25 protein-coding genes are annotated in these 25,955 nt (G+C 69.1%); 6 read left to right on the forward strand and 19 right to left on the reverse strand.

Translation table 11 applies throughout. The annotated features are described in order from the left end of the window. The first annotated feature begins 2 nt into the window (after positions 1-2). The 4 genes from JJB11_RS19355 to JJB11_RS19370 all read left to right on the forward strand — a co-directional run bounded on the left by JJB11_RS19355 (position 3) and on the right by JJB11_RS19370 (position 4,418). A complete protein-coding gene (locus JJB11_RS19355) occupies positions 3-959 on the forward strand; it encodes a PDR/VanB family oxidoreductase (protein ID WP_201175267.1) in 957 nt (318 codons plus the stop codon). A 181-nt stretch (positions 960-1,140) separates the two neighbouring features. Beyond that, on the forward strand, positions 1,141-2,253 hold the full coding sequence (locus JJB11_RS19360) for a 5-methyltetrahydropteroyltriglutamate--homocysteine S-methyltransferase (RefSeq protein WP_201175269.1): 1,113 nt from the start codon (positions 1,141-1,143) through the stop codon (positions 2,251-2,253). A gap of 69 nt (positions 2,254-2,322) precedes the next feature. Then, positions 2,323-3,366 carry a response regulator transcription factor gene (locus tag JJB11_RS19365; protein ID WP_201175271.1) on the forward strand — a complete coding sequence of 348 codons (1,044 nt, stop codon included), beginning with the start codon at positions 2,323-2,325 and terminating at the stop codon, positions 3,364-3,366. A 50-nt stretch (positions 3,367-3,416) separates the two neighbouring features. Next, the gene (locus JJB11_RS19370; protein ID WP_201175273.1) at positions 3,417-4,418 is read left to right on the forward strand and encodes a Vgb family protein; all 1,002 of its coding nucleotides are present in this window, start codon (positions 3,417-3,419) and stop codon (positions 4,416-4,418) included. Here the strand turns inward: JJB11_RS19370 and JJB11_RS19375 are convergent. Genes JJB11_RS19375 through JJB11_RS19390 form a run of 4 tightly spaced genes read right to left on the reverse strand, consistent with a single transcriptional unit; the run spans position 4,415 to position 6,460 of the window. After that, complete coding sequence (locus tag JJB11_RS19375) at positions 4,415-5,227, reverse strand: class I SAM-dependent methyltransferase (RefSeq protein WP_201175276.1); 813 nt, start codon at positions 5,225-5,227, stop codon at positions 4,415-4,417. The two genes, JJB11_RS19370 and JJB11_RS19375, sit on opposite strands and share 4 nt — an antisense overlap. Before the next feature lie 17 nt (positions 5,228-5,244). Beyond that, positions 5,245-5,508, reverse strand: coding sequence for a hypothetical protein (locus JJB11_RS19380; protein WP_201175278.1), 264 nt, complete (start codon positions 5,506-5,508; stop codon positions 5,245-5,247). Continuing rightward, positions 5,505-5,963 carry a hypothetical protein gene (locus tag JJB11_RS19385; RefSeq protein ID WP_201175280.1) on the reverse strand — a complete coding sequence of 153 codons (459 nt, stop codon included), beginning with the start codon at positions 5,961-5,963 and terminating at the stop codon, positions 5,505-5,507. Before JJB11_RS19385 ends, JJB11_RS19380 begins: the two co-directional genes overlap by 4 nt. Beyond that, the gene (locus JJB11_RS19390) at positions 5,960-6,460 is read right to left on the reverse strand and encodes a GFA family protein (protein WP_201964953.1); all 501 of its coding nucleotides are present in this window, start codon (positions 6,458-6,460) and stop codon (positions 5,960-5,962) included. Before JJB11_RS19390 ends, JJB11_RS19385 begins: the two co-directional genes overlap by 4 nt. A 189-nt stretch (positions 6,461-6,649) precedes the next feature. On the opposite strand from JJB11_RS19390, the gene JJB11_RS19395 reads away from it, so the two are divergent. After that, positions 6,650-7,279 (forward strand): hypothetical protein, encoded by a 630-nt coding sequence (locus JJB11_RS19395; protein ID WP_201175282.1) that lies wholly within the window; start codon positions 6,650-6,652, stop codon positions 7,277-7,279. Positions 7,280-7,307: 28 nt separating this feature from the next. Here the strand turns inward: JJB11_RS19395 and JJB11_RS19400 are convergent, their stop codons facing one another. The 8 genes from JJB11_RS19400 to JJB11_RS19435 all read right to left on the reverse strand — a co-directional run bounded on the left by JJB11_RS19400 (position 7,308) and on the right by JJB11_RS19435 (position 14,962). Continuing rightward, positions 7,308-8,210, reverse strand: a complete 903-nt coding sequence (locus tag JJB11_RS19400) for an SDR family oxidoreductase (RefSeq protein WP_201175285.1) — start codon at positions 8,208-8,210, stop codon at positions 7,308-7,310. A 61-nt stretch (positions 8,211-8,271) separates the two neighbouring features. Then, the gene (locus JJB11_RS19405; RefSeq protein ID WP_201175287.1) at positions 8,272-9,312 is read right to left on the reverse strand and encodes a hypothetical protein; all 1,041 of its coding nucleotides are present in this window, start codon (positions 9,310-9,312) and stop codon (positions 8,272-8,274) included. A 6-nt stretch (positions 9,313-9,318) separates the two neighbouring features. Further along, positions 9,319-9,555, reverse strand: a complete 237-nt coding sequence (locus tag JJB11_RS19410) for an RNA recognition motif domain-containing protein (protein ID WP_201175290.1) — start codon at positions 9,553-9,555, stop codon at positions 9,319-9,321. Between the two features lie 11 nt (positions 9,556-9,566). After that, positions 9,567-10,346 (reverse strand): enoyl-ACP reductase FabI, encoded by a 780-nt coding sequence (fabI, locus tag JJB11_RS19415; RefSeq protein WP_201175298.1) that lies wholly within the window; start codon positions 10,344-10,346, stop codon positions 9,567-9,569. Beyond that, positions 10,343-10,489, reverse strand: a complete 147-nt coding sequence (locus tag JJB11_RS19420) for a hypothetical protein (protein ID WP_201175300.1) — start codon at positions 10,487-10,489, stop codon at positions 10,343-10,345. Before JJB11_RS19420 ends, fabI begins: the two co-directional genes overlap by 4 nt. A 1-nt stretch (position 10,490) precedes the next feature. Then, the gene (locus tag JJB11_RS19425) at positions 10,491-11,672 is read right to left on the reverse strand and encodes an acetate/propionate family kinase (protein ID WP_201175309.1); all 1,182 of its coding nucleotides are present in this window, start codon (positions 11,670-11,672) and stop codon (positions 10,491-10,493) included. Positions 11,673-11,687: 15 nt separating this feature from the next. Beyond that, positions 11,688-12,626 (reverse strand): phosphate acetyltransferase, encoded by a 939-nt coding sequence (locus tag JJB11_RS19430; RefSeq protein ID WP_201175311.1) that lies wholly within the window; start codon positions 12,624-12,626, stop codon positions 11,688-11,690. Beyond that, positions 12,623-14,962 carry a DUF3141 domain-containing protein gene (locus JJB11_RS19435; RefSeq protein WP_201175313.1) on the reverse strand — a complete coding sequence of 780 codons (2,340 nt, stop codon included), beginning with the start codon at positions 14,960-14,962 and terminating at the stop codon, positions 12,623-12,625. Before JJB11_RS19435 ends, JJB11_RS19430 begins: the two co-directional genes overlap by 4 nt. A gap of 305 nt (positions 14,963-15,267) precedes the next feature. Between JJB11_RS19435 and JJB11_RS19440 the strand changes: the two genes are divergently transcribed. Beyond that, a complete protein-coding gene (locus JJB11_RS19440) occupies positions 15,268-16,740 on the forward strand; it encodes a UDP-glucose dehydrogenase family protein (protein WP_201175315.1) in 1,473 nt (490 codons plus the stop codon). 4 nt (positions 16,741-16,744) lie between these two features. Here the strand turns inward: JJB11_RS19440 and JJB11_RS19445 are convergent, their stop codons facing one another. The 7 genes from JJB11_RS19445 to JJB11_RS19475 all read right to left on the reverse strand — a co-directional run bounded on the left by JJB11_RS19445 (position 16,745) and on the right by JJB11_RS19475 (position 25,856). Beyond that, on the reverse strand, positions 16,745-17,620 hold the full coding sequence (locus JJB11_RS19445) for a DMT family transporter (RefSeq protein WP_201175317.1): 876 nt from the start codon (positions 17,618-17,620) through the stop codon (positions 16,745-16,747). 206 nt (positions 17,621-17,826) lie between these two features. Then, positions 17,827-19,374 (reverse strand): SpoVR family protein, encoded by a 1,548-nt coding sequence (locus JJB11_RS19450; RefSeq protein WP_201964954.1) that lies wholly within the window; start codon positions 19,372-19,374, stop codon positions 17,827-17,829. Then, positions 19,374-20,684 carry a DUF444 family protein gene (locus tag JJB11_RS19455; protein ID WP_201175320.1) on the reverse strand — a complete coding sequence of 437 codons (1,311 nt, stop codon included), beginning with the start codon at positions 20,682-20,684 and terminating at the stop codon, positions 19,374-19,376. The genes JJB11_RS19450 and JJB11_RS19455 overlap by 1 nt, the downstream gene beginning before the upstream one ends. A 56-nt stretch (positions 20,685-20,740) precedes the next feature. After that, positions 20,741-22,663 (reverse strand): PrkA family serine protein kinase, encoded by a 1,923-nt coding sequence (locus JJB11_RS19460; RefSeq protein ID WP_201175322.1) that lies wholly within the window; start codon positions 22,661-22,663, stop codon positions 20,741-20,743. Positions 22,664-22,841: 178 nt separating this feature from the next. After that, entirely contained in the window at positions 22,842-23,852 is a 1,011-nt protein-coding gene (locus JJB11_RS19465; RefSeq protein ID WP_201175625.1) for an SIS domain-containing protein, read from the reverse strand. After that, on the reverse strand, positions 23,842-24,975 hold the full coding sequence (nagA, locus tag JJB11_RS19470; RefSeq protein WP_201175330.1) for an N-acetylglucosamine-6-phosphate deacetylase: 1,134 nt from the start codon (positions 24,973-24,975) through the stop codon (positions 23,842-23,844). Before nagA ends, JJB11_RS19465 begins: the two co-directional genes overlap by 11 nt. Next, on the reverse strand, positions 24,972-25,856 hold the full coding sequence (locus JJB11_RS19475; protein ID WP_201175332.1) for a glucosamine kinase nucleotide-binding domain-containing protein: 885 nt from the start codon (positions 25,854-25,856) through the stop codon (positions 24,972-24,974). The genes nagA and JJB11_RS19475 overlap by 4 nt, the downstream gene beginning before the upstream one ends. Between the last annotated feature and the right edge of the window lie 99 nt (positions 25,857-25,955).

A 25,955-nucleotide genomic window follows, 5' to 3' on the forward strand; every position in this document is an offset into this window, starting at 1 on the left:
GGATGGCTCAACTCACCGTCAAGGTCCTGCGCAAGAAGCAGGAAGCGCTGGACATCGCAAGCTTCGAGCTGGTGAAGCCGGACGGCTCCGCCCTCCCCGGCTTCAGCGCCGGCTCGCACATCGATGTCCAGGTTCCCGGCGGCCTCACCCGCCAGTACTCGCTGTGCAACGACGCGGCGGAGCAGCACCGCTACCGGATCGCGGTGCTGCGCGACCCGGTCTCGCGCGGCGGCTCCACGGGCATGCACGACGCGCTGAAGGAAGGCGACACGCTGCAGATCAGCGAGCCGCGCAACCACTTCCCGCTGGTGCACGCCGAGCGCACGCTGCTGTTCGCCGGCGGCATCGGCGTCACGCCGCTGCTGTCCATGGCGCAGCGGCTGGCGCACATAGGCGCCGATTTCCGCATGCACTACTGCACGCGGTCGGCCGAGCGCACGGCCTTCCGCGACGAGATCGCGGCTTCGGCGTATGCCGACCGCGTGGAGTTCCACCACGACGACGGCGACGCGGCGCAGAAGCTGCAGCTCGAACAGGTGATCGCCCAGCCGCACGCGGGCACGCACCTGTACGTGTGCGGTCCGACCGGCTTCATCGACTGGGTCGTGAAGACGGCGGAGCGCCTGGGCTGGCCCAAGGACCACGTGCACCTGGAATACTTCGGCGCCGCGCCCCAGGACACGGCAGGCGACCGCGCCTTCCAGGTGAAGATCGCCAGCAGCGGCGAGACCTACGAGGTCGCTGCGGACGAGACAGTGGTGCAGGCGCTGCAGAAGCACGGCATCGAGATCCTCACGTCCTGCGAGCAAGGCGTGTGCGGCACCTGCATCACGCGCGTGCTGCAAGGCGAATGCGACCACCGCGACCTGTACTTCACCGACGAGGAAAAGGCGCAGAACGACCAGTTCACCCCCTGCTGCTCGCGCTCGAAGTCGCCGGTGCTTGTTTTGGATCTTTAAAACCCAGCATCCGGACGCAGAGGGCGCAAAGGTTACGCAGAAGTCGCAAAAGGGAAACCTTTAAAGGTTTTTTCTGCGTCCTCTGCGAAACCTCTGCGTCCTCTGCGTCCGGTTGTTGGCTTTTGGAAATCCGCGCTTTCTCCCCCACTAGAATTCACACGACACCCGAGAGAGACAAAGCATGATCAAGCTCCCCGCCCGTTACGACCATGTCGGCAGCTTCCTGCGGCCGAAGTATTTGCTGGAGGCCCGTGCGCAGAAGGCGCGCGGCGACATCACGCCGGCGCAGCTGCGCAAGGTGGAAGACCAGGCGATCACCGAGATCGTGAAGTTCCAGGAGGACGTGGGACTCAAGAGCATCACCGACGGCGAGTTCCGCCGCACCTACTTCCACATCGACTTCCTCGAGCAGCTCGGTGGCGTCAAGACCGACATCCCGGTCACCGTGAAGAAGCCGGACGGCACCGAGGAACTCGCGCCGCCCGTGATCCGCGTGATCGACAAGGTGCGCCACGCCAAGGACATCCAGAAGGCCGACTTCGAGTACCTGAAGTCGCAGGTCACCCCCGGCCACACGGCCAAGGTCACCATCCCCTCGCCCACCATGCTGCACTTCCGCGGCGGCCGCGCGGGCATCAGCAAGGAAGCCTATCCCGAGCTCGACCCGGTCTTCTACGACGACGTCGCCAAGGCCTATGGCGACGAACTGCGTTCGCTGTACGCGGCCGGCTGCCGCTACGTGCAGATGGACGACACCAACCTCGCCTACCTCTGCGACGAGAAGATGCGCGAGGCGGCCCGCCAGCGCGGCGACGATCCCAACGAGCTGCCGCACCGCTACGCGAAGTTCATCAACAAGGTGGTCGCGCAGAAGCCCGAAGGCATGCTGCTCGCCATGCACCTGTGCCGCGGCAATTTCAAGAGCACGCACGCGGCCGCGGGCAACTACGAGCCCGTGGCCGAGGCCCTGCTGAAGGAGATGGATCTCGACGCGTTCTTCCTGGAGTACGACGACGAGCGCTCCGGCGACTTCCGGCCCCTGCGCTACCTGCCCAAGGGCAAGACCGTGGTGCTCGGACTGGTGACCACGAAGTTCGGCCAGCTGGAAAGCAAGGACGCCCTCAAGCGCCGCATCGAGGAAGCCGCGAAGTACGCGCCGATGGAGCAGCTCGCGCTGTCGCCGCAGTGCGGCTTCTCCAGCACGGTCCACGGCAACAACATCGCAGTGGAAGACCAGCGCAGCAAGCTGCGCCTGGTGATCGAGACCGCGCGCGAGATGTGGGGCGAGGACTGATCCGCGCTGTTACCTTCGCAATTGCACCAGCGCCGCCCTTGCGGCGCTTTTTTTCGCCGAGAATCCCGCATGCCCAGCGTGTTGTTGATCGAGGATGACGAGGCGCAGCGGTTCGTGGCGCGCTTTGCGCTGAAAAAGGCCGGCCACGACGTGCGCGAAGCGGTGGATGGAGCGGCCGGCGTGGACGCAGCCCGTGCGCAACGCCCCGACGTGATCGTCTGCGACGTGATGATGCCGGGCATGACCGGCTACGAAGTGCTGTCGCAACTGCGTGCCGATCCGCGCCTCGCTACCGTCCCCTTCATCCTGCTCACGGCCATGTCCGACCGCAAGTACATGCGCCAGGGCATGACTGCGGGCGCCGACGACTTCCTCACCAAGCCGTACCGCCCCGACGAACTCTGCGAAGCCGTGTCCGCGGTGATCGCGCGCCGGCAGGTGCAGGAGAAAGCGTTCCGCAGCTCGGTCTCCGGGCTGGTCGAGAGCGCGCTGGAGCAGCAGAAGGAAAGGCTCGGCCGCCAGTACGAAGGCCACCTGCAGCGCGAGATCGACAAGCGCTGGAGCCAGGCCAACGGCGCCACCGACCTGCACTACGCACAGGCCTTCCTGCTGCTGGCCGACCTGATCGGCCCCGAACCCGGCGAGGACGATGCTGCCCTCGCCGAGCGCGTGAAGCAGGCGCAACAGGCCGCGCGCGACACGCTGTACCTGTTCGGCGCGACCCACGTGCTGCCCTACGGTCCCAAGCTGATGGCGGTGTTCACCGACGCGGCGACGCTCACCACGCCCGCGGAACTGCGCGTGCTGCGCGCCGCCATCGCACTGGCCAAGGGCGTGCCGCGCGAGCGCAAGCTCGCGATCGCAATGCATGCCGGCCCGGTGGCGCTGGTCGCGGTCGACGATGGCCTGCATGGCGACCAGGGCCACACGCTGGTGCCCGGCGAGTCGGTGAACGCGGTCGCGGCACTGGAGGAAGCGGTGGCCGAGCAGGGTTGGCGCATCGCCGCCACCGGTGCGATGGCCGAGGCACTCGGCCCGCAGGCCGTCCTGGGACGCGAGGCGCGCACGCGCCGCGACGACCCCGCCGTCGAGGTGCTCGGCCCGGAGGCTTGAGCCCGCCGTCCGCGGCGCGCAGAATGGCGCGGCGACCGCAGGAGGCTTCCATGCTGCACAGCCCGCCCACCCGCCGCGCCGTCCTGGCCGGACTGGCCGGATTCGCGGCCGCCACCCTGCCCTGCACCCGCGCGCATGCGCAGGCCGGCGCCATGCAATCGTGGCCGCTCGCGACCTCGCGCCGCACCGGCATCCACGACGTCGCGCCCGCGCCGGACGGCGGTGTCTTCTTCTCCGCGCAGGCGAGCGGACACCTGGGCTGGTTCGATCCCGGCAGCGGCCGCACGGAACTGGTCGCGCTCGGCTCCGGCTCGGCGCCGCACGGCGTGGTGCAGGGCCCGGACCACGCGGCGTGGCTGGCCGACGGCGGCCAGAACGCGATCGTCCGCGTCGGCTGGCCCGACCGCAAGCTCACCGTGTTTGCTCTGCCGGCCGGCACGCCCTGGACCAACCTCAACACCGCGAGCTTCGACCACGACGGAGACCTCTGGTTCACCGGACAGGCCGGCTACATCGGCCGCCTCGCGGTGCGCACGGGACAGGTGACGGTGAAGCCGGCACCGCGCGGCCCGGGCCCCTACGGCATCTGCACCACGCCGGGCGGCGAGCTCTGGTGGTGTTCGCTGGCCGGCTCGTTCATCGCGCAGCTCGATCGGCGCACCGGCGAGTCGCGCATCGTGGAGCCGCCCACCCGCGACCAGGGCGCGCGCCGCATCTGGAGCGACAGCCGCGGCCGGCTGTGGGTGAGCGAATGGAACAGCGGCCAGCTCTCCATGCACGATCCCGCGACGCACGCGTGGCGCGCGTGGAAGGTGCCGGGCCCGCGGCCGATGGTCTACGCCGTGTATGTCGACGACCGCGACAGCGTGTGGGTGAGCGACTTCGGGGGCAACGCGTTGTGGTCCTTCGATCCACGCAGCGAGAAATTCGAGCGCCATCCGTTCGCGCACGAGAGCGCCAACGTGCGCCAGATCCTCGGGCGCAAGGGCGAGGTGTGGTTCGGCGAGAGCGGCGCGGAACGCATCGGCGTGATCCGCAGCAACTCCGCCTAGCGCCGCACCGTCACCACCTTCGCCTGGATTCGGCCGTCGATCGCGCCGCTGCCGAAACGGCTCGCGAGCGCCTCGGCAGCGGCTTGCGTGGCCTCGGCCAGCCCCGGGGAGCCGCGCGCCTCGATTTCCCCGCGCAAGGGCGTGCCCTGGCAGTAAGCCAGCGCCACGATGCGCGCCGAGGCGGCCGGGCTGCGGGCCGTCACCGTCACGATCTGCGGCGCCTCGCGGAAACCGCCCTGCACGAGGTCGCGCGCGATCGCCTCCGCGTTGTGGTACCCATGCGGCAGGCGGGCCATGAATCGAGGGGGGTCCTGCGGATAGAGCGGCACCAGCGCATCGGTCACCGTCGCGGCGAACTCGTTGTCGGCGATCGCATCCCACACGTTGAACACCAGCACGCCGCCGGGGCGCAGCACGCGCCGCGCCTCGGCGAAGGCATGCGCCTTGTCCGGGAAGAACATGGCGCCGAACTGGCACGCGACGGCGTCGAAGCTCGCATCCGCGAAGGGCAGTTGCATCGCGTCCGCCACCTGCCACTCCACCGGACGCCGCGTGCCGCGCCGCTGCGCCTCCTGCAGCATCGCCGGGTTCAGGTCGGTGGCGACGATGCGGCTCGACGCCGGCAAGGCCTGGGCGAGGCGGCGGGTGACCACGCCCGTGCCGGCAGCGATCTCCAGCAGCGCCGCCGGCGCGAGCGCTGCGATGCGGCTCGCCAGGTCCTGCGCATACGGCTCGAAGATCAGCGGCACCATGTGCTGCTCGTAGAGCTCGGGGATGGAGCCTGCGAATACCAGGTCGGTGGCGGCCATGCGGACCTCCGCGGAATCTACTGCGTGACGAACACCATGCCGAGCACGCCGAAGGACAGCGTGCGGTCGCCGGCCGTGGTGTACGAGGCCACGCCCAGCGAGTGGCAGCTGGTCGCGAAGGCGGCCAGCGAACCCAGGCCGAGCAGCCGGGACACCGGGCTGCGCTCGCCGATCGTTTCCTTGATGCGCGCGCGATGCCGCTCGGGCGAGGGATTGAGGACCACGGCGAGCAGCAGCACGGCGACGAGGACGATGGCGAGGGTCAGCGGCTTGGTTTTCATTCAGTCTCCAGGGCGGCAAGCTGCGCGAGGCAGTCGGCTTGCCAGCGGAATTCGGATGCGAAGCTGTCGCGGTCCGCGACCGCCGCAGCGCCGCCCTGCGCGTACACCGTGGCGTACGCGGCATAGTCGGCGGCCTGCAGCGCATCGCCCGCCAGCGCCCGCGCGACCGCATAGGTGGCGGACACGGCGGCATGGCCGCAGCCGTCGATGGCGCGCGAACCGGGATGATGATTGGCGAGGGCTGCCGCCTCGGCTGCGAGCGCGTCGCGGTGCGCGTCGTCGCACTCCCCGGCCAGCCAGCGCCCAAGCCCGGCCAGGCAGGCGCCGACCCGCGCGTCTTCCAGCAGGTGGCGCACGCGCAGCACGCAGGCATGCGCGAACGCGTAGCGCAGGTGCGCGTGTTCCGGCGCAGCCAGGCCGAGATCCCGCGCGAGGCGGTCCAGTGCATCGTTCATGGCGACTCCCTTGGCGCGGTCCGCGCCAGCAGGGCTGCGCGCCGTTCCAGGCTGGCCGCCGGCCAGTGCCGCTGGCGATCGTAATACTCCGGCACGGCGGGCACGCCGGGCGGCAACTGCAGCCACGGCTGTTTGCTCGCCGTGAAGATGTGGATGTCGGGTGGCAAGGCATCGGGCGTGTCGAGCGTGCCGACCCGCACGAAATGCACGTGCGGCCCGGCTCCCGAGTAGTTGCTCCACACGGCGATGTGGCAGCGCGGACAGCGCGCGATGCGCTGTCCGCGGCCGCTCTCCGAAGGCGTGTCGACCACCACGGGCTGCCCGGCGAGCAGCTCGACGCGGTCCGCCTCGATCAGGGCATTCAGCGCGAACGAGGCGCCGGACTCGCGTTGGCACCAGCGGCAGTGGCAGCAATGGACGAACAGCGGCGCCGTGTGCATGCGATAGCGCACGGCGCGGCAATCGCAGCCGCCGTCGAGGGGAAACGCCGCTTTCACGGCCGCCATCATGCGCGCGCCGGACGCGAAGCGGAAGGGCGGCGTCGCTTGCGCGCCTCAGGGCCGGCGCTCGCGGTGCGGCGGTCGGGCAGAAGTACCGAAGGCGGCCCCCGCGTGCACGAGCGCCGCGGCATGCGACGCCCCGGCTGCTAGCATGGGCCAAGTCCAGGGAACGGGAGGGAGCACGCCATGAAGACCGCGGCGATCCGCTTGCTGCTCGCGGCAGCCGTGCTCGGCGCCGCCGCCGCGGCCTGGTTCCTGCACGGAACGCGCGAGGAAGCCGTGGCCATCCTCGACCCGGCGCGCATCCTGCTGCTGCGCACCCCCGGCGGATTCCTCGAGGTCGCCGCGCTCGAGAAGGTCGAGGAGTTCGGCTGGAGCTCCCGCTATACCTGCCCGCTGGTGGACTGCCCGAGCCTGCTGACACCGACCATCTCCCGCATCCGGGTGCGGGCGCGCTTCACCTACCGGGTGCCGCTTGCAGCCGAGTGGAAGCTCGTCCCGCGCGCAGACCACTATGTGCTCACGGTGCCCGAGCCGCAGTTGCAGGTACCCGTCGCCTTCCACACGGAGGACATGCAGATCCAGACGACGGAGTCGGGCTGGCTCTCCCCGCCGGCTGCACCCAATCGCGAGGCCGTGGTCCGGCATCTCGGGCCGCAACTGGCCAGCCGCGGGTCCGACCCGGCTTACCTGCGGGCGCTGCGGCCGGCCGCGCAGCAGACCGTGCAGGAGTTCGCCCGCAAGTGGATGCTGGAACAAGGCGGCAAGACGAGCTTGCCGATCGAGGTGAGCTTCGAGCCAGGCGCCGCGCATTGACCCCGGTGAAGAGCCGCGGGCCTGGCGTTCAGCGCTGTGCGCGGTCCTTCGCGTTCTGCGCCTCGATGCGCTCGCGCGCGGCCTGCCAGTCGGCGTCGCTCCAGTCGCGCAGCTCGTAGAAGTTGCCGCCGGTGGCGAGCGCGTTGCCGCCATCCATCATGATGCTCTGGCCCGTGAGCCAGTCGCACTGCCCGGGCGCCATCAGGAAGGCGGCGAGCTTCTGCAGCTCGCTCATCTTGCCCGCCCGCGCCATCGGGTTGCGCGCCTTGCTGCGGGCGCCGGGCTCCTCGCCGGGGTTGAGCCGCTTGCTCATGCCCTCTGTGGGAATCTCGCCGGGACCGACGGCGTTGAGCCGGATGCCATGGCGCGCCCATTCGACCGCAAGCGACTTGGTCATCACGTCGATGCCCGCCTTGCTCATGGCCGAGGGCACGACGTAGGGGCTGCCGTTGTCGACCCAGGTCGTGATGATGCTCATGACGCTGCGGAACGGCCGCTCCGGCGTCCACTGCCCGGCCCGGGATTCGGCGACCCAGCGCTTGCCCACGGCCTGCGTCACGTAGAAGGTCCCATGGAACACGATGTTCGCGATCGCGTCGAAGCCGCGCGGCGACAGGCTTTCGGTCGGCGCGATGAAGTTGCCGGCGGCGTTGTTGACCAGTCCCGTGAGTCCGCCGTGCTCGAACAGCTCCTGCACCATGTCGTCGACGGCCTGCGCAACGCGGATGTCCACGCCGAAGGTGTCGATGCGCCGGCCGGGGAACTGCGCGCGCCAGGCTTCCGCCGTTTCCTCGCAGACGGCCTTGCGGCGCCCGCAGATGGCGACGTCGCCGCCGAGCGCGAGAAACTGTTCGGCCATCGCGCGGCCGAGGCCGGTGCCGCCGCCGGTGACCAGGATGCGCTGGCCGGCGAAGAGTTGGTCTGCGTACATGGTGTGTCTCCCCGGGCGAAACCCGCCCGCCCCAATGTAGCAGTGCGCGTTGCCCCTCCCGCTAGAGGAAGCGTTCGGCCTGCGCCAGCAGGTCCTGCTTGGGCGGCAGCTCGGTGCGCGGGCAGCGCACGAGCGCGATCACCGCCTGCAGCTTGTCGCCCACGCGCAGTTCCGCCAGCGACAGGGCCTCGCCCGGCGAGTCGCTGCCGGCCTCGGCCTTCACGTTCATGCGGTCGAGGCGCAGCTCCCTGCGCGTGAGCACCACATGCTGCTGCGGATGCCCGAACACATCCTCGATGACGCGCAGGTAGCCCTCCAGCGTAGCCAGGCTGCCCTTCACCTCGATGAAGTCCTTGACGGCCTGGTCGAGGTCGCGCTGCACTTCCGCGATCTGCTGGGCGATCGTCGTGGGGTCGTCCACGATGCCCTGCATGCCGTCCTGCGCGAGCTTGAGGAAGCGCAGGCGCGTCATCAGCCACGCCTTGCGCTGCTCCTTCTGCAAGCCTGCCCGGTCGATCTCCAGGATGCGCCCCAATGCGACCTGCGCGAGCCGCAGCACGATGCGGCGGCCGACCTCCATGCGCACCTGGCGCTCGGTGGCCGCGGGCTCGACCAGCCGGTGGCCGGTGAAATTGACGGTGGTCTGCGCCACGTCCTGCCGCAGCATCCCGTCTTCGTAGCGCGGCGCCAGCACGGTCTTTTCCTCGCAGCGCATGCCCACCAGTGCGAAGGCCTCGTCCACGCCGATGTTCGCGGGCGCCTCGAAGAAGGCGCGCAAGTCCTTGCTGCGGCCGAGGAAGGCAGGGATGTCGTCGGCGCTCGCGAAGAAGGCGCGCAGGTTCGCATCGCGGGTCCATTGCGCGCGCGTCAACAGCAGCGGCTGAAGCGGCATGCGCCCGATCTGGCGCAGCCACGCGATGGTGGTGCGCACGCACGGCTCCAGCTTGTGGCGGTAGCGGCGGTCGGCGCGGACCTTGGGCTCGACGGTTTCGACGATCAGGTCGGTGAGTTCGGCGACGAGCTCCCGGTCCTCGTCGGGCCGGACCTGCTGCTCGCGGCCGAACAGCACGGCGAAGGCGCGGTCGAAAAGCGAGGTGGCCATTGCGGGCTACCAGTCCATCGTCGGCACCCAGGCGTTCAGGGGCCTGCCCTGGTACAGCCGGCCGCGGATGCGGTTGGCCAGCTGCTCGGCGTGCGGCCGCGTCGTCTCCATATCGATCACCGCGGTGGGGGCGCCGCTCTCGTGCACGAGCTTGATGGCCTCCACCGGGGCGAAGGGCGACAACGCGTCGCGGATCCCGTCCTCGTCGACGTCGTCCGGCAGGTTTCCGATCACGATGCGCATGCTGGTCTCCTTCAACCCATGATGTTGACGCCGCCGTCCACGTACAACGTGCCTCCGGTGATCCGCCGGGCGTACGGCGTCGCGAGGTAGGCGCAGGCGAAGCCCACGTCCATGATGTCGACCAGTTCGCCCACCGGCGACTTCTGCGTCGCCTCGTTGAGCAGCAGGTCGAAGTCCTTCAGCCCCGAGGCGGCGCGCGTCTTCAGCGGGCCTGGCGAGACCGGGTGCACGCGGATGCCCCGGGGGCCCAGCTCGTACGCGAGATAGCGGCAGGACGCCTCCAGCGCGGCCTTCACCGGACCCATCACGTTGTAGTTGGGCACCACCTTCTGCGCGCCGTGGTAGCTCATAGCGACCATCGTGCCGCCATCGACCATCAGCGGCGCGGCCAGCCGCGCCATGCGCACGAAGGAGTGGCAGGAGATGTCCATCGCCTTGGCGAAGCCATCCGCGCTGCAATCGAGCAGGCCGCCCTGCAGGTCGTCCTTGGGCGCCCAGGCGATCGAGTGCACCAGGATGTCCAGCCTGCCCCACTGTGCGGAGATGCGCTCGAACACGGCCTCGAGCTCGCCGGGGTGGCCGACGTCTAGCCGCAGCAGCAAGGGCGCCTCGAGGCTGCGCGCCAGCGGCTCCAAGTACGGCCTCGCCTTGTCGTTGAGATAGGTGAGCGCCAGGTCGGCGCCGAGCTGGCGCAGCGCCGACGCGCAGCCATAGGCGATGGAATGCTCGTTGGCCACACCGACCACGAGCGCCTTCATGCCCTTCAGGGCCGGGGTGGGAACCGGAATCATGCGTTCTCCCGCTGCGAAGCGATGCCGGAGCCTCGGGCCATGGCCTGCAGCAGGGCCTCACCGTTCTCCGGCCGCAGGGCGCGGATGATGATGCGCGTGCGGTCGCGCAGCGTTTCGGTGTCGGCGTGGTTGCGGGCGTCCATGTCAGGCGGCGAGCAGCGCGTGCGTGTGCCGCGCGATCATCAGCTCCTCGTTGGTGGGCACCACCCACGCGCCGACCCGGCCGCCGGCGGGGCTGATGCGCGGGCCGTCCTTCGCATTGGCGACGCCGTCGAGCTGCACGCCGAGCCACGCCGCGTCCTCGCAGATGCGCTGGCGGATGAACGCCGCGTGCTCGCCGATGCCGGCCGTGAAGACGATCGCGTCGAGGCCGCCCAGGGCGGCGGCCAGCGAGCCGAGCTCGCGCCGGATGCGGTACAGGTACAGGTCGATGGCCGTGCGGGCGCCGGGATCGTCGCTCGCGAGCAGCGCGCGCATGTCGCTGGAGAGGCCGGAGACGCCCAGCAACCCGGACTCGTTGTAGATCAGCTTCTCGACGGCGCGCACGTCCATGCCGCGCTGGCCTACCAGGTAGAGGATGACGCCCGGATCGATCGCGCCGCAGCGAGTCCCCATGGGCAGGCCGTCCACGGCGGTGAAGCCCATGGTGCTGGCCACGCTCGCGCCCTCGCGCAGCGCACACATGCTGGCGCCGTTGCCCAGGTGCATCACCACGGTGCGGCCCTGCGCGGCGCGCGCATCCACCTGCGGCAGCACCGACGCGATGTACTCGTAGGACAGGCCGTGGAAGCCGTAGCGCCGCACGCCTTGCGCGTGGAAGCGCGCCGGCAGCGCGAACATCTGCGCCACCTCCGGGTTGCTGCGGTGGAACGCCGTGTCGAAGCACGCCACCTGCGGCAGCTCCGGCATGCGTTCGAGCAGCACGCGGATTGGCGACAGGTTGTGCGGCTGGTGCAGCGGCGCCAGCGGCACGAACTGCTCCAGCGACTGCAGGACGGCGGCGTCCATGCGCACCGGGCGCGTGTACTCCATGCCCCCGTGCACGACGCGGTGCCCGATGGCGGCGAGCGTGTCGCGGCCCAAGTGCGCGCGCACGAAGGGCACGAGGTGATCCAGCGCACCCGCGTGGCCCAGCTGCACGCCTTCGGCCCAGGTCGTCTCCTCCAGCAGTTCGCCCGCTGCATTCTTCGCGACGAAGCGCGGCCGGGTGTACAGCCCCTCCACCTGCCCGCGCAGGCTGGGCGCGAGGTCCTTGCCGCGCACCAGGAACAGCGAGTACTTGATGCTCGAAGAGCCGGCGTTCAGTACGGCGATCGCGTCAGCCATTGCGAGACTCCCTGCTCATTGCACTGCCTTGCCCAGCGACTCGCGCCGGGCATGCGCGACCAGCGATGCCACGGCGCAGGAGGCCAGCCGCGTCATCACCGAGTCCGCGCGGCTGGTGAGGATGATCGGGACCTTCGCACCGAGCACGATGCCCGCCGCATCGGCGCCCGCAAGGAAGGTGAGGCTCTTCGCGAGCATGTTGCCCGCTTCCAGGTCCGGCACGATCAGCACGTTGGCGCGGCCGGCCACCGGCGAATCGATCTTCTTGATCTCCGCCGCCTGCAGGTTGATCGCGTTGTCCAGCGCCAGCGGCCCGTCCAGGACGCCACCGGTGATCTGGCCGCGGTCGGCCATCTTGCACAGCGCGGCGGCCTCGATGGTGGATTGCACCTTGGGGTTCACCGTCTCCATCGCCGACAGGATGGCGACGCGCACCTCGGGCTGGCCCAGCGCCCGCGCGAGGTCGATCGCGTTCTGCACGATGTGGACCTTGTCCTCCAGCGTGGGCGCGATGTTCACGGCGGCGTCCGAGATGATCAGCGGCGTGTCGTAGCTGGGCACGTCCATGACGAAGCAGTGGCTGATGCGGCGCGAGGTGCGCAGCCCGCCCTCGCGTGCGACCACGGCCGCCATGAGTTCATCGGTGTGCAGGCTGCCCTTCATCAGGCATTCCGCGCGGCCCTCGCGCACGAGGCGCACGGCCGCGGCCGCCGAAGCCTCGCTGTGCGGCGCATCGACGATCTCCATCCCGGAGAGGTCCAGGTCGGCCTGCTGCGCGACGGCGCGGATGCGCTGCTCGGGGCCGACCAGCACGGGCGCGATCAGCCCCATCTTCGCCGCGTCCACCGCACCGGTCAGCGAGGCGACGTCGCAGGGATGCACGACGGCCGTCGGCACGGCCGGCAAGGTGCGCGCGCGGGCCAGCAGCCGCTCGTAATGCGTGTGGCTGCTCATTGCGCGGCCCTCCGCTCCTGGCGCGTCGCGATGCTCCGGACCGGGCCCGTCCCGGAGCCGGCAGTCACGGTGCTGCGGATGCGTTCCAGCATCGCGAACTGCTCCGGCGAGGGTTGCATGCCCTGCACGCGTTCGTCTGCCAGCAGCCGCTGCAGCAGGGACAGGAAGCGCTCGCGATCCGGTCGCTCGGGCAACAGGCGCGGCAAGGTCGCGATCGCCTGTTCCGGCGCGTAGCGCACGATCAGCTCCTGCGCACCTCGCACGCGCCGGGCTTCGTCCTGCGAGAGCTTCGGCAGCAGGTCCTTGTACTCGGCCAGGAGGTCCTTCTTCAGCTCCAGGCGCGACAGCGGTAGCGGCTCGCCATGGCGCGCGAGCAGGAAAGCGGCGCGGGTGGCGGCTTCCGCGTAGCCGCCCTGCTCGATGCCCGCCAGCGCCTGCTGCACGACGGCGAGTTCGCGCGGCTCCTGCGGCGCCGCAGGCTGGTGCTCCGGGCGGTCCGCCAGGTACAGAGAGAACAGGTTGCCGTAGGTCGCGAAGAACATCGCCTCGCTCATCGCGTCGCGCAGCGCGCGCACGTACTCCAGGGAGGCGCTGGTGAGCTCCGAAGCCAGCTTCTCGTTGCGGCGCAGCGGATGCTCCGCCGGCAAGGCCTTGCGCTGCTGCTTCACCAGCTGCGCCGCGGGCCCGACCCACCACAAGGCGGGATTCAGGTCGGACAGCGACCAGCGCTCGAAGCGCAGCGGATGCAGGGTGCGCGAGGCCTTCGCCGTGAACTCGCTGGCCACGGACTGCACCAGCGGGCGCGCGAACAGCTCGTAGGCACGCTGGTTGAACTCGGAGACCGAGTTCACCGCCTCGAACGGCTGTTCGTCGGCGCGCTGGAAGCGGTTGAGGCGGGCGACCAGGTCCTCCAGCCGCCGCTCCTCGAAATGCACGTCGTACGCCGGCTTACCGTCGGTGCCCTTGCGCTGCGTGATGTGCATGCCATAGAGGCCGGGCGGCAGCGCCTCGATCGACTCCATCACGTTGACGATCTGCGCGTGCTCCTTCTTGGCCACCTTACCGGAGACGAAGATGCCCAGGTGCCCGACGTCCTCGTGCAGCAGCCCGACGATCACCTGCCCGCGCGCCTTGATCTCCTCGGTGCTGCCGTACACGTCGGCCACCCAGTTGAACGCCTGCTCCGGCGGCGTGATGTTGTCGCCCATCGACGCGAACAGGATCACGGGGACCTTCAGCTCGCGCAGGTCGAACACGCCGCCCGCCCCGGTCTGCACGCCTCCCTTCCACAGCTTGTTGCCGACGAAGAGGTTGCGCGTGATCCACTCGATCTCCTCGCGGTTCATCAGGTAGAAGCCGCCCCACCAGCGCTCGAACTCCAGGAAGCGCGGCGGCTCGGTGTCCGCGTTGGCGAACACGTGGTAGTACTTGTCCCAGTAGGTGTTGGCGAGGTTCAGGCTCTCGAAGTTCTGCACCAGCCAGGCGCCGTCGAACTTGCCCGCCCCCAGGTCCGAGGCGAGCGAGGCCAGCCAGGTGCCTCCGAGCAGGCCGCCGGAGTAGCGCATCGGGTTGTCGCCCGCGCCCTCTTCCCAAGCGCCGCCCCAGTACGACATGGGCGCGCCGTTGATCACGACGGGACCCGTGTCGTCCGGGTTCGCGGCCGCCAGCATCATGGCGGCCCAGCCGCCCTGGCAGTTGCCGACGATGGCGGGCTTGGGCGACTCGGGATGCAGCGCGCGCACCTCGGCGACGAACAGCCGCTCCGCGTTACAGACGTCCAGCATCGTCTGGCCGGGCTCGGGCTCCGGGTAGAAGATGACGAAGTACACCGGGTGGCCTTCGCGCAGCGCCACGCCGACCTGCGAATCGTCCTTGAAGCCGCCGATGCCGGGGCCGTGGCCCGCGCGCGGGTCGATGATCACGTAGGGCCGGCTGCGCTCGTCGACGGTGACGCCCGCCGGCGGGACGATCCGCACCAGCGCGTAGTTCACGGGCTGCGGCAGGCCGCGGCCGTCCAGCACCATGTGGTAGTCGAAGTGCAGCACGGGCGGCAGTCCGGCGCGCGTGTGCTCCACGAAGTTGTTGCCGCGCTGGCGCAGCGCATCGAGGAACAGCACCGAGCGCTGCGCGAAGTCCAGCGCATAGTCGGCCGCGCCGCTCCACCAGTTCCACGGATGGGGCTTGTCCTGCAGCGCCGCCTGCCCGTGCCGGGCGAAGCTGTCGCGCACGGTGCTGGCGAACTTCTCGCGCGCCACGGTGAGGCGCTTCTGCAGCAGGACGCCCACCTTGGCGGTGAGTTCGGTGCTGCGCGACAGGTGCTGGGAGGGGTCGGTCATGGGGCGGGTGCGGCAAGGTGTCTGCTTGGGTGCGCAGTCCGTGCAAGTGGAACGGGATCGACTGCGCCCGGAGGGCTGGCGTGATATTCCCGTGCGGCCGTGCCGCGGACCATCGGACCAAGGTCCAATGCTGCGCCGCACCAGCCTCTGGCCGGCTCGCTCGCGGCCGCGCGCCCGGCGTCCGCACGACGTTGCCGCTCGCAGCCGTAGGAGCACGCCTACCGGCAGGGAAGGCGCTGGGGCCAGCACGTGCCGGGGCGAAGCTCCTAGGCTGTGGCGACTCGCATCGCACGGAACACAACAAGATGAACGTCACGATCGTGGGCACGGGCTACGTCGGCCTGGTCACCGGCGCCTGCCTCGCCGAACTCGGCAACAACGTGTTCTGCCTGGACCTCGACCGCAACAAGATCGACCTGCTGAACGCCGGAGGCATACCGATCCACGAGCCCGGGCTGGAGGAGGTCCTGCTGCGCAACGTCGAGGAAGGACGCCTCACCTTCTCCTGCGACGTGGCGGCGAGCGTCGCGTTCGCCGACCTGCAGTTCATCGCGGTGGGCACGCCCCCCGACGAGGACGGCAGCGCCGACCTGAAGTACGTGCTGGCGGCCGCGCGCGCCATCGGGCGCCACATGGACCGCTTCAAGGTGATCGTCGACAAGTCCACGGTCCCCGTGGGCACGGCGCAGGAAGTCGCGGCGGTGGTGCGCGAGGAACTGGCGAAGCGCGGTCGCGAGGACATCGCCTTCTCGGTGGCGAGCAACCCCGAGTTCCTCAAGGAAGGCGCGGCCATCGACGACTTCATGCGCCCCGACCGCATCGTGCTGGGTGTGGACGACGACGAGCCGGGGCAGCGCGCGCTGGCGCTGTTGCGCGAGCTGTACCGGCCCTTCAACCGCAACCACGAACGCACGCGCGTCATGGACGTGCGCAGCGCCGAGTTCACCAAGTACGCGGCCAACGCGATGCTGGCCACGCGCATCAGCTTCATGAACGAGCTCGCGAACCTGGCCGACCGCGTGGGCGCCGACATCGAACTGGTGCGCCAGGGCATCGGTTCGGATCCGCGCATCGGCTACAGCTTCCTCTATGCCGGCACGGGCTACGGCGGCAGCTGCTTCCCCAAGGACGTGGACGCGCTGTGCCGCACGGCGCAGGCGCACGGGCTGCCCCTGCAGGTGCTCACCGCCGTGCAACGCGTCAACCAGGCGCAGAAGCACGTGCTGCTGGACAAGATCCGGGCGCAATTCGGCCGGCGGCTGGCCGGGCGCACGTTCGCGGTCTGGGGCCTCGCGTTCAAGCCGGGCACCGACGACATGCGCGAAGCGCCCAGCCGGCTCGTCATCGGTGCGCTGCTGCGGGCCGGCGCCCGGGTGCGCGCGCACGACCCGGTGGCGCAGGAACAGGCGGCGCGCGTCCTCGCCGACGACCTGCAGGACCACCCCGAGCTGCTGCGCAACATCACCTTCGTCGCCAAGCCGCTGGACGCGGTGACGGGCGCGGACGCGCTCGTGCTGCTCACCGAGTGGAAGATCTACAAGAGCCCCAACCTGCGCGCGATGAAGGACGCCATGCGCACGTCGCTGGTCCTGGACGGGCGCAACCTCTACGAGCCGCATGCGATGGCGCAGGCCGGCTTCACCTATCTCGGCATCGGCCGCAACAACCGCGCGCTGCTGCCGCCGCAACAGCGCGTGGCCGCCGAACCCAGTGCCGCGGCGGACGCGCTGGACCCGGCGGCATCGTCCCTATTGGCGCATCAGGCCCAGGACCCGTGATGCCTCACTTGCGCGCCAGCGCCAATCCCAGCGCGCCCGCGCTGCAGCCCATCGCCCCGAGCTGCCAGGGACCGAGCGGCTCGCCGTAGGCGATGGCGCCGGTGACCATCGCGACCACCGGGACCATGACCGAGGACAGCCCCGCCACGCCGGCCGGCAGCAGCCGCACGATGGAGAACCACGCGGCGTTGCCGATCGCCATCGGCACGATGGTGATGTAGCCGATGACGAGCCAGGTCTGCAGGGAGACCGCGTGGCCCTGGCCGCGCCCCAGCCACACCGCGCCCGCAGCCAGGGGCACTGCAGCGATCAGCAACTGCCAGCCGGTCAGCACCAGCGCCGGCACGGGCACGCTGGCGCGCTTGAGGATCACGGTGCCCACGGCCCAGCCGAGGCCGGCGAGCAGTCCGAGCAGGAAGCCCGCCGGCGCGGTGGCATACGCCGTGCGCGCCGGGATGGCGAGCAAGGCGACGCCCGTTGCAGCGAGCGCCACGGCGATCCACATGCGGGCCGTCGGCCGCTCGCCGAAGGCCAGCCAGGCCACCAGCACGGTCCACAAGGGCATGGTGAAGCCCAGGATCGCCGCCTGCCCGGACGGGATCAGGATCGCTGCGTACGTGCTCGCAAGGTTCCACACCACCAGGTAGACCAGCGCCGCCGCCGTGACCGCAGGCCAGTACCGTCGCGGGATCGCGAGCGCGATACCGCGTGCGCGCGCGAACGCCAGCAGCAGCACGCCCGCGCCGGTGAGGCTCACGGCACGGAAGGTCCAGACGGACACTTCACGGACGGCGAGGGGAAACAGGGCCCAGTTGGTGCCCCACACGAGGGTGAGGAGAAGGACGAGGGGAAGTGCTTTCGCAGCAGGAGACGCGGCCATGGCCGCGGATCATCCCATCATTCCTGAATGATCGGGTTCGGCGCCTGATCGGAGAGGAGAACGCAGAGGACGCAAAGGAAACAGCCAAGGTACGCAGAAAAGAGATTTCCTTCAAAGGAAGTCCTTCTGCGTCCTCTGCGTAACCTTTGCGTCCTCTGCGTTCTTATGTGCGCATGAAGCACCTGCCTCCCCGGGGCGCGCGGAGACTAGTGATGCGCCGGCGGGGTGACTTCCCAGTGCTGCATGACGCGGTCGTGGCTGTCCACGCTTTCGAGGCGCACGCGGAAGCCCCACAGGCGCGCCACGTGCTTCACCACTTCTTCCGCGCTGTTGTCCAGCGGGCGGTCGTTGTGGCGGATGTGGCGCAGGGTCAGCGAACGGTCGCCGCGCGCGTTGACGTTCCACACCTGGATGTTCGGCTCGCGCCAGCCCAGGTCGTGCTGGCGTGACAGCGACTCGCGCAGGCGCCGGTAGCCGTTCTCGTCGTGGATCGCCGCGACTTCCAGTTCCGACTGCGCCGCGTCGTCGAGCACTGCGAACAGGCGCAGGTCGCGCATCAGCTTGGGCGACAGGTACTGGCCGATGAAGCTCTCGTCCTTGAAGTGCCGCATCGCATAGTCCAGCGACTTGATCCAGTCGGTGCCCGCGATATCCGGGAACCAGGCGCGGTCCTCGTCGGTCGGGTTCTCGCAGATGCGCCGGATGTCCGAGAACATCGAGAAGCCCAGCGCGTACGGGTTGATGCCGCTGTACGCCGGATGCGTCACCGGCGGCTGGAACACCACGTTGGTGTGCGAGCTGAGGATCTCCATCATGTAGCCGTCCGAGAGCAGGCCCTCGTCGTACATGGTGTTCAGCAGCGTGTAGTGCCAGAACGTGGCCCAGCCCTCGTTCATCACCTGCGTCTGCCGCTGCGGATAGAAGTACTGCGCGACCTTGCGGACGATGCGCACGATCTCGCGCTGCCACGGCTCCAGCAGGGGCGCGTTCTTCTCGATGAAGTACAGGATGTTCTCCTGCGGCTCCTCGGGGTAGCGCTTGGCCTCCTTCTTGGCCTTCTTGTCGGCCTTGGCGGGCAGCGTGCGCCACATGTCGTTCACCTGCTGCTGCAGGTAAGCCTCGCGGTCCTTGCGCCGGTTCTCCTCTTCCACCATGGAGATCTTCTGCGGCCGGCGATAGCGGTCCACGCCATAGTTCATCAGAGCGTGGCAGGCGTCCAGCGTCTGCTCCACGACGTCGATGCCGTAGCGCTCCTCGCATTCGGTGACGTAGCTCTTCGCATAGACCAGGTAGTCGATGATGGAGCTGGCGTCCGTCCACATGCGGAACAGGTAGTTGCCCTTGAAGAAGGAGTTGTGCCCGAAGCAGGCGTGCGCCATCACCAGCGCCTGCATCGGCATCGTGTTCTCCTCCATGAGGTAGGCGATGCAGGGATCGGAGTTGATCACGATCTCGTAGGCCAGCCCCATGTGGCCGCGCCGGTAGCTCTTCTCGCTCTGGATGAAGTGCTTGCCGTAGGACCAGTGGCGGTAGTTCACCGGCATGCCCACGGAGGCATACGCGTCCAGCATCTGCTCGGAGGAGATCAGTTCCAGCTGGCTCGGATAGGTGTCCAGCCCGAAGCGCTCCGCAGTGCGGCGGATCGCCTGGAAGTAGGTTTCGATCAGGTCGAAGTTCCAGTCCGAAGGGCTGGGCAGGCGCTTGCTCTCGTCCTTGTTCTTCACGTCGGACGAGGCGAGGAGTGCTTCTTCCATCATGTGGCCCCTGCAGGTTGCTTCTTGAACAGGTCCCGGAACACCGGGAAGATCTGCGATGGCGTGACGATCTTCTGCATCGCGAACTGCGGGTTGGCGTCACGCACGCGCGTGTATTCCTCCCACAGGTTCTGGTCTTCGTCGGCCACCTGCACGTACGCGTAGTAACGCACCAGCGGGAGGATCTTGTGGTCCAGGAGCTCGCGGCACTTGGAGGAGTCCTGCTGCCAGTTGTCGCCGTCCGAGGCCTGGGCGCCGTAGATGTTCCATTCGCTGCCCATGTAGCGGGCGCGGATGATGTCGTTCATCAGCGTCAGCGCGCTCGACACGACCGTGCCGCCCGACTCGGTGGCGTGGAAGAACTCTTCCTCCGTCACCTCGGCCGCCTGGGTGTGGTGGCGGATGAACACCACTTCGGTCTTCTCGTAGTGGCGCGACAGGAACAGGTACAGCAGGATGAAGAAGCGCTTGGCGAGGTCCTTGCGCTGTTCGTCCATGGAGCCGGAGACGTCCATCAGGCAGAACATCACGGCCTTGCTGGTGGGCTTGGGCTCGCGCACGCGGTTGCGGTAGCGCAGGTCGAACGGGTCGAGGAAGGGCACGCGCTTGACGCGCTCGCGCAGCTCCGCGACGCGCTTGCGCAGCATTTCCAGCTCGGGCGGCGGGCCCTCCGGCCGGCGCTCGAGGTCCTCGAGCTGGCGCTCCGCTTCCTTCAGTTCCCGCCGTGCGTCGCCGCCCATGGCAATGCGCCGCGCCAGGCCCACGCGCATCGAGCGCACCACGTGCAGGCTGGTGGGATTGCCCTCGCTGACGAAGCCCGCGCGGCGCAGCTTCCATTCGGGGACATCCGCCAGCAGCTGCGTGCGGATCATGCGCGGAAGCGCCAGGTCGTCGAAGAAGTAGTTCATGAACTCTTCGCGACTGATGCGGAAGACGAAGTCGTCCTCGCCCTGTCCGTCCGGCGACGCGCCGCTGCCGCCCGAGCCACCGCCCCCGCCGCCCTGCGGTCGCTGGATGCGGTCGCCGCGCACGTATTCCTGGTTGCCCGGGTGTACGAGCTCCCGGCTGCCGCCGGGTGCATGGCCGAAGGTGGGCTCCGTCACGTCGCGCTTGGGCAACGTGATGTCGGCGCCCTCCTCCATGTCGGTGATGCTGCGGTCGCCGACCGCCTTGCGCACCGCTTCCTTGATCTGCTCGCGGTAACGCCGCAGGAAGCGTTCGCGGTTGCCGATCGACTTGTTCTTGCCCGAGAGGCGGCGGTCGATGACCTGGTGGAGCTGGGACCGCTCGCCTCCGCTACTGTTGCTCACTGGCGGCCCTTCCTCTGTTCAAGTGCTGTGGCCTCGCATCGCTGCTGTCGCCGGGGTCAGGAACTCTTTCGTACGCGCAGATACCACTCGCAGAGCAGGCGCACCTGGCGTTTCGTGTAGCCCTTCTCGACCATCCGGTTGACGAAGTCCTCGTGCTTCTTCGCCTCGTCGGCGCTGGCCTTGGCGTTGAAGCTGATGACCGGCAGCAACTCCTCGGTGTTCGAGAACATCTTCTTCTCGATCACCGTGCGCAGCTTCTCGTAGCTGGTCCACACCGGGTTCTTGCCCGCGTTGTTGGCCCGCGCACGCAGCACGAAGTTGACGATCTCGTTGCGGAAGTCCTTGGGGTTGGACAGGCCGGCCGGCTTCTCGATCTTCTCCAGCTCCGCGTTCAGCGCGGCGCGATCGAAGATCTCGCCGGTGTCCGTGTCGCGGAACTCCTGGTCCTGGATCCAGAAGTCCGCGTAGGTCACGTACCGGTCGAAGATGTTCTGGCCGTATTCCGAGTAGGACTCGAGGTAGGCCGTCTGGATTTCCTTGCCGATGAACTCCGCATAGCGGGTGGCCAGGTGTTCCTTGATGTACGCCAGGTACTTCTGCTCGGTCTCGGCCGGGAACTGCTCGCGCTCGATCTGCTGTTCGAGCACGTACATCAGGTGCACCGGGTTGGCGGCCACCTCTTCCGAGCCGAAGTTGAACACCTTCGAGATGATCTTGAAGGCGAAGCGCGTCGAGATGCCCGTCATGCCCTCGTCGACGCCGGCGTAGTCGCGGTACTCCTGGTAGCTCTTGGCCTTGGGGTCCGTGTCCTTGAGGTTCTCGCCGTCGTAGATCAGCATCTTGGAATAGATGCTGGAATTCTCCGGCTCCTTCAGGCGCGTGAGCACCGAGAACTGGGCCATCATCTTCAGCGTGCCGGGCGCGCACACGGCCTCGGCGAGCGACGAGTTGGCGATCAGCTTCTCGTAGATCTTGACTTCCTCGGTGACGCGCAGGCAGTACGGCACCTTGACCACGTAGATGCGGTCGAGGAAAGCTTCGTTGTTCTTGTTGTTCTTGAAGGCCTTCCACTCGCTTTCGTTCGAGTGGGCCATCACGATGCCGTCGAAGGGGATGGCGCCGAAGCCTTCCGTGCCCTTGAAGTTGCCTTCCTGGGTGGCGGTCAGCAGCGGGTGCAGCACCTTGATGGGCGCCTTGAACATTTCCACGAATTCCAGCAGGCCCTGGTTCGCGAGGCACAGGCCGCCGGAGTAGCTGTAGGCGTCCGGATCGTCCTGCGCGAAGCTTTCGAGCTTGCGGATGTCGACCTTGCCCACCAGCGAGGAGATGTCCTGGTTGTTCTCGTCGCCCGGCTCGGTCTTGGCGATGCCGACCTGGCGCAGGATCGACGGGAAGCGCTTGACGACCTTGAACTTGCGGATGTCGCCGCCGTATTCCTCGAGGCGCTTGACCGCCCACGGCGACATGATCTTCTGCGTGTAGCGACGCGGGATGCCGAACTGCTGCTCCAGCAGCGGGCCATCTTCGTCGTTGGAGAACAGGCCGAGCGGCGACTCGTTCACCGGCGAGCCCTTGAGCGCGTAGAACGGGATGTGCTCCATCAGCTGCTTGAGGCGCTCGGCGATCGACGACTTGCCGCCGCCCACCGGACCCAGCAGGTAAAGAATCTGTTTCTTTTCTTCCAGCCCCTGCGCTGCGTGCCGGAAGTGCGAGACCACCTGTTCGATCGGCTCTTCCAGTCCGTAGAAGTCCTTGAACGCCGGGTAAACGCGGATCACCTTGTTGCCGAAGATGCGCGACAGGCGCTGGTCGTGGCGCGTGTCGACCATCTCCGGTTCGCCGATCGCGGCGAGCATGCGCTCGGCAGCCGTGGCATACGTCAGCGGCTCCTTCTTGCACAGCTCGAGGAACTCCTCGATCGACATCTCTTCCTCACGCTTTTGCTCGTATCGCGTAAGGAAATTGCGGACGACGTCCATGAAGCCTCCTTCGTTGCGCACTGCAGCCCTATGAACAGTGCGTCTGTCACTGTACTCCGGTGCCGGCTTGCTGGCTCAACGCGCCATGTAGGCCGAACGCCGACTTCACTGTAGGTGAACGGTAGATAAAAACAAGGGGCTCGAGTTGCGTCGCGACGTGTAAACGACACTCTGCGCGTCAGCTCGTGCGGGTCACCTTCTTCAGGTGCGGCGGACTGTCAGGGTCGTTGCCGCGCGTACGCGCCAGCGCTTCGACCATCGGATAGAAACTCTGGATCGCGCAGACCGCATCCAGCTCGGGCACCGCGCTCTCTTGCAACAGGAGGTTCGCGTCCGGCGTGCCGGCCGGCGCCGCCAGCAGCACCCTTGCACCACGTGCGCGCATGGCCTGCGCCACTTCGAGCAGGCCGGCCTGCGCGGGCCCGCGCGGCGCGAACACCAGCAGCGGGTAACCGGCCTCCACCAGGCGCATCGGACCGTGCTGGATTTCCGCGCCGGAGAAGGCCTCGGCCTGGATGCCGCAGGTCTCCTTGAACTTCAGCGCCGCCTCCATCGCCACCGGCAGGCCCAGGCCGCGCCCGACGACGAACAGGCGGTCAGCTTCGCGCAATGTTGCGACGGCTTCCGACCAGTCGGTGTCCACCGCACGCTGCAAGGCATGCGGCAGGTCTTCCAGTGCGGCCGCGAGTGCGGCATCATCCTGCCAGGACGCGACCAGTCGCGCCCCGGCGACCAGCTGCGCGATGAAGCTCTTGGTCGCCGCTACGCTGCGCTCCTCGCCGGCGTGCAGGGGAAACAGCCACTCCGCCGCCTGCGCGAGCGGCGAGCCGGCCTCGTTCACGAAGGCGCAGGTCAAGGCGCCGCAGCGGCGGAAATACTGCGTGGGCCCGATCAGGTCCGGGCTCTGCCCCGATTGCGAGAACGCGAGCGAAGCCAGGCCGTCGCAGCGGATCTGCGATTGATACAAGGTCACCAGCGACATCGGCATGGAAGCCACCAGGCGGCCGAGGCGCGCCATCACCAGGTAGGCCGCGTAGTGGGCCGCGTGGTCCGAGCTGCCGCGCGCGATGGTCAGCAGCGATGCCGGCGGATGCCGGCGCAGCCGCTCGCCGAACGCGCGCCAGCGGTCACGGTCCTGCGCGAGCTGGCGCGCGACCGCCTGCGGCGCCTCGCGCGCTTCATCGAGCATGCGCGACATCGCGCGAACCTCCTGCGATGAAGACCTCCTGCACCTGCAGGTCCCGGTCCAGGACCACCACGTCGGCCCAGGCGCCGACTGCGAGCCGGCCCCGATCGGCCAGTTCCAGGAACTCCGCCGGGTTGGCCGACACGCGCCGCGATGCATCGTCCAGCGGCAGCCCGATCACGTCGACCAGGTTGCGCAAGGCGCGGTCCATGGTGAGCGTGGAGCCGGCGAGCGTGCCGTCGGCCAGGCGCACGCCGCCCAGGCACTTCGTCACGGATTGCCGTCCCAGCCGGTACTCGCCATCGGGCATGCCGGTCGCCGCGGTGGAGTCGGTGACGCAATAGAGGCCAGGGATGCAGCGCAGCGCCGCGCGGATCGCGCCCGGGTGCACGTGCAGCAGGTCGGGGATGATCTCGGCGAACTGCGCATGCGCGAGGGCCGCGCCCACCATGCCCGGCATGCGGTGGTGCAGCGGCGTCATCGCGTTGAACAGGTGCGTGAAGCCGCGCGCGCCGCGTTCCAGTGCCTGCAAACCGTCTTCGTAGGTGCCGAGGGTGTGGCCCACCTGCACGCGAAAGCCGGCCGCCACGAGCTGCGCGATCGCCTCCATGTTGCCGGGAACCTCCGGGGCGAGCGTGAGCAGGCGGATGGGCGCGAGCTGGTGCAGTTCCTGCAGTTCGGCCAGCGCCACGGGCCGCGCGAAATCGGGCTGGGCGCCGAGCTTGCCGGCGTTGATGTAAGGGCCCTCGAGATGCACGCCGAGGATGCGGGCCGCGCCGGATGCGGGCTGGCGGGCCAGCGCGCCCACCGGCCCGAGGGAACGGCGCAGGTCGTCCAGGGGCGCCGTCATGGTGGTGGCCAGCAAGGCCGTCGTGCCATGTTCCGCGTGCTTGCGCGCGACCTGCAGCGCGGCGTCGCCGCCTTCCATGATGTCGCGGCCGGCGGCGCCATGCACGTGCAGGTCGATGAACCCCGGCAGCAGCAGCGGCGCGCCGGGATCTCGGGCGCGCTCCAGCGGGACTGGCGTGCCTTCGACGGCTTCGATGCGCCCGTTCTCGGCACAGCGCAGGGTGCCTTGCACCAGGCCGGCGGGCGTGAGGATGCGACCCTGCAGGCTCCTGGTCACAAGGCGGGTTCCAGCTCTTGCACCGTGCGCTGCGCCAGCATCAGCGCACCCTGCGCGGCGGCGGCCTGCGCTGGCACGATGCGGCTGCGCACGAAGGGCCGCATGCGCGGCGCGAGCCTCTCGCCGATGCTGCCCGCCACTGCCAGCGGCAGGCGTCCGCGCGGGTCGATCGCCAGGGCCAGTTCCTCGAGTGCGGAGGTGGCCTGCGCGAGCAGGCGGGCCGCCGCGGGGTCGCTGTCCTCGCACTCGAACACGGCGCGGGCGAGCTGGGCGAACTCGAACTGGCCGGCGGCGCCGCACCACTCCTGCAGCGACTCGCGGTCGTCGCCGCAGTGCAGCCAGACCTTGCGAGCCAGCGGGCTCGGGTTGGCGCGGCCGTCGAACGCGGCCAGGCCATGGCGCACGGCCTGCAGGCCGAGCCAGCCGCCGCTGCCTTCGTCATCCACGCGGAATCCCCATCCGCCCACTGTAGCGCGGCTGCCGTCCGCGCGGAGCGCTTCGGCGATGCTGCCGGTGCCGGCGATGAGGATCGCGCCGGGCTGTCCGGCGTGGGCGCCAAGGAGCATCGTGTAGGAGTCGGTCTCGGCCGCGAGCACTGCGAAGCCAGGGTTGCGCAACTGGAATGCCTCCCGCCACGGCGCATGGCTGGCGCCCGACAGGCCGGCGGCGAGCGCGCAGTCCTGCCAGTCCGGCATGGGCCGGCCCGCCGCCTCGAAGGCGCGGCGCACGGCCAGCAACACGTTGTCCCAGGCCTGCGGAATGCCCTGCTGCAGCGCAGACGGGCCGGCCGAGCCGGGGAGCGCCGCGCCGCCGCCCACCGGCTGCACGAGCGCGCGCGTGCCGCTACCGCCGCCATCGACGCCGATGAGGTACCGCAGCATCAGAAAGGACTCCTCCCTCCGGCTTTCAGCTGTTCCATGCTGGTTGGAGCGCTGCCGGCCCGCGGAGTTGCAGCGCAGCCGCGTGCGACTGCGGCGCAT

The sequence above is a fragment of the Ramlibacter ginsenosidimutans genome, from assembly GCF_016654015.1.
In the GTDB taxonomy this organism is placed as follows: Bacteria; Pseudomonadota; Gammaproteobacteria; order Burkholderiales; family Burkholderiaceae_C; genus Ramlibacter; species Ramlibacter ginsenosidimutans.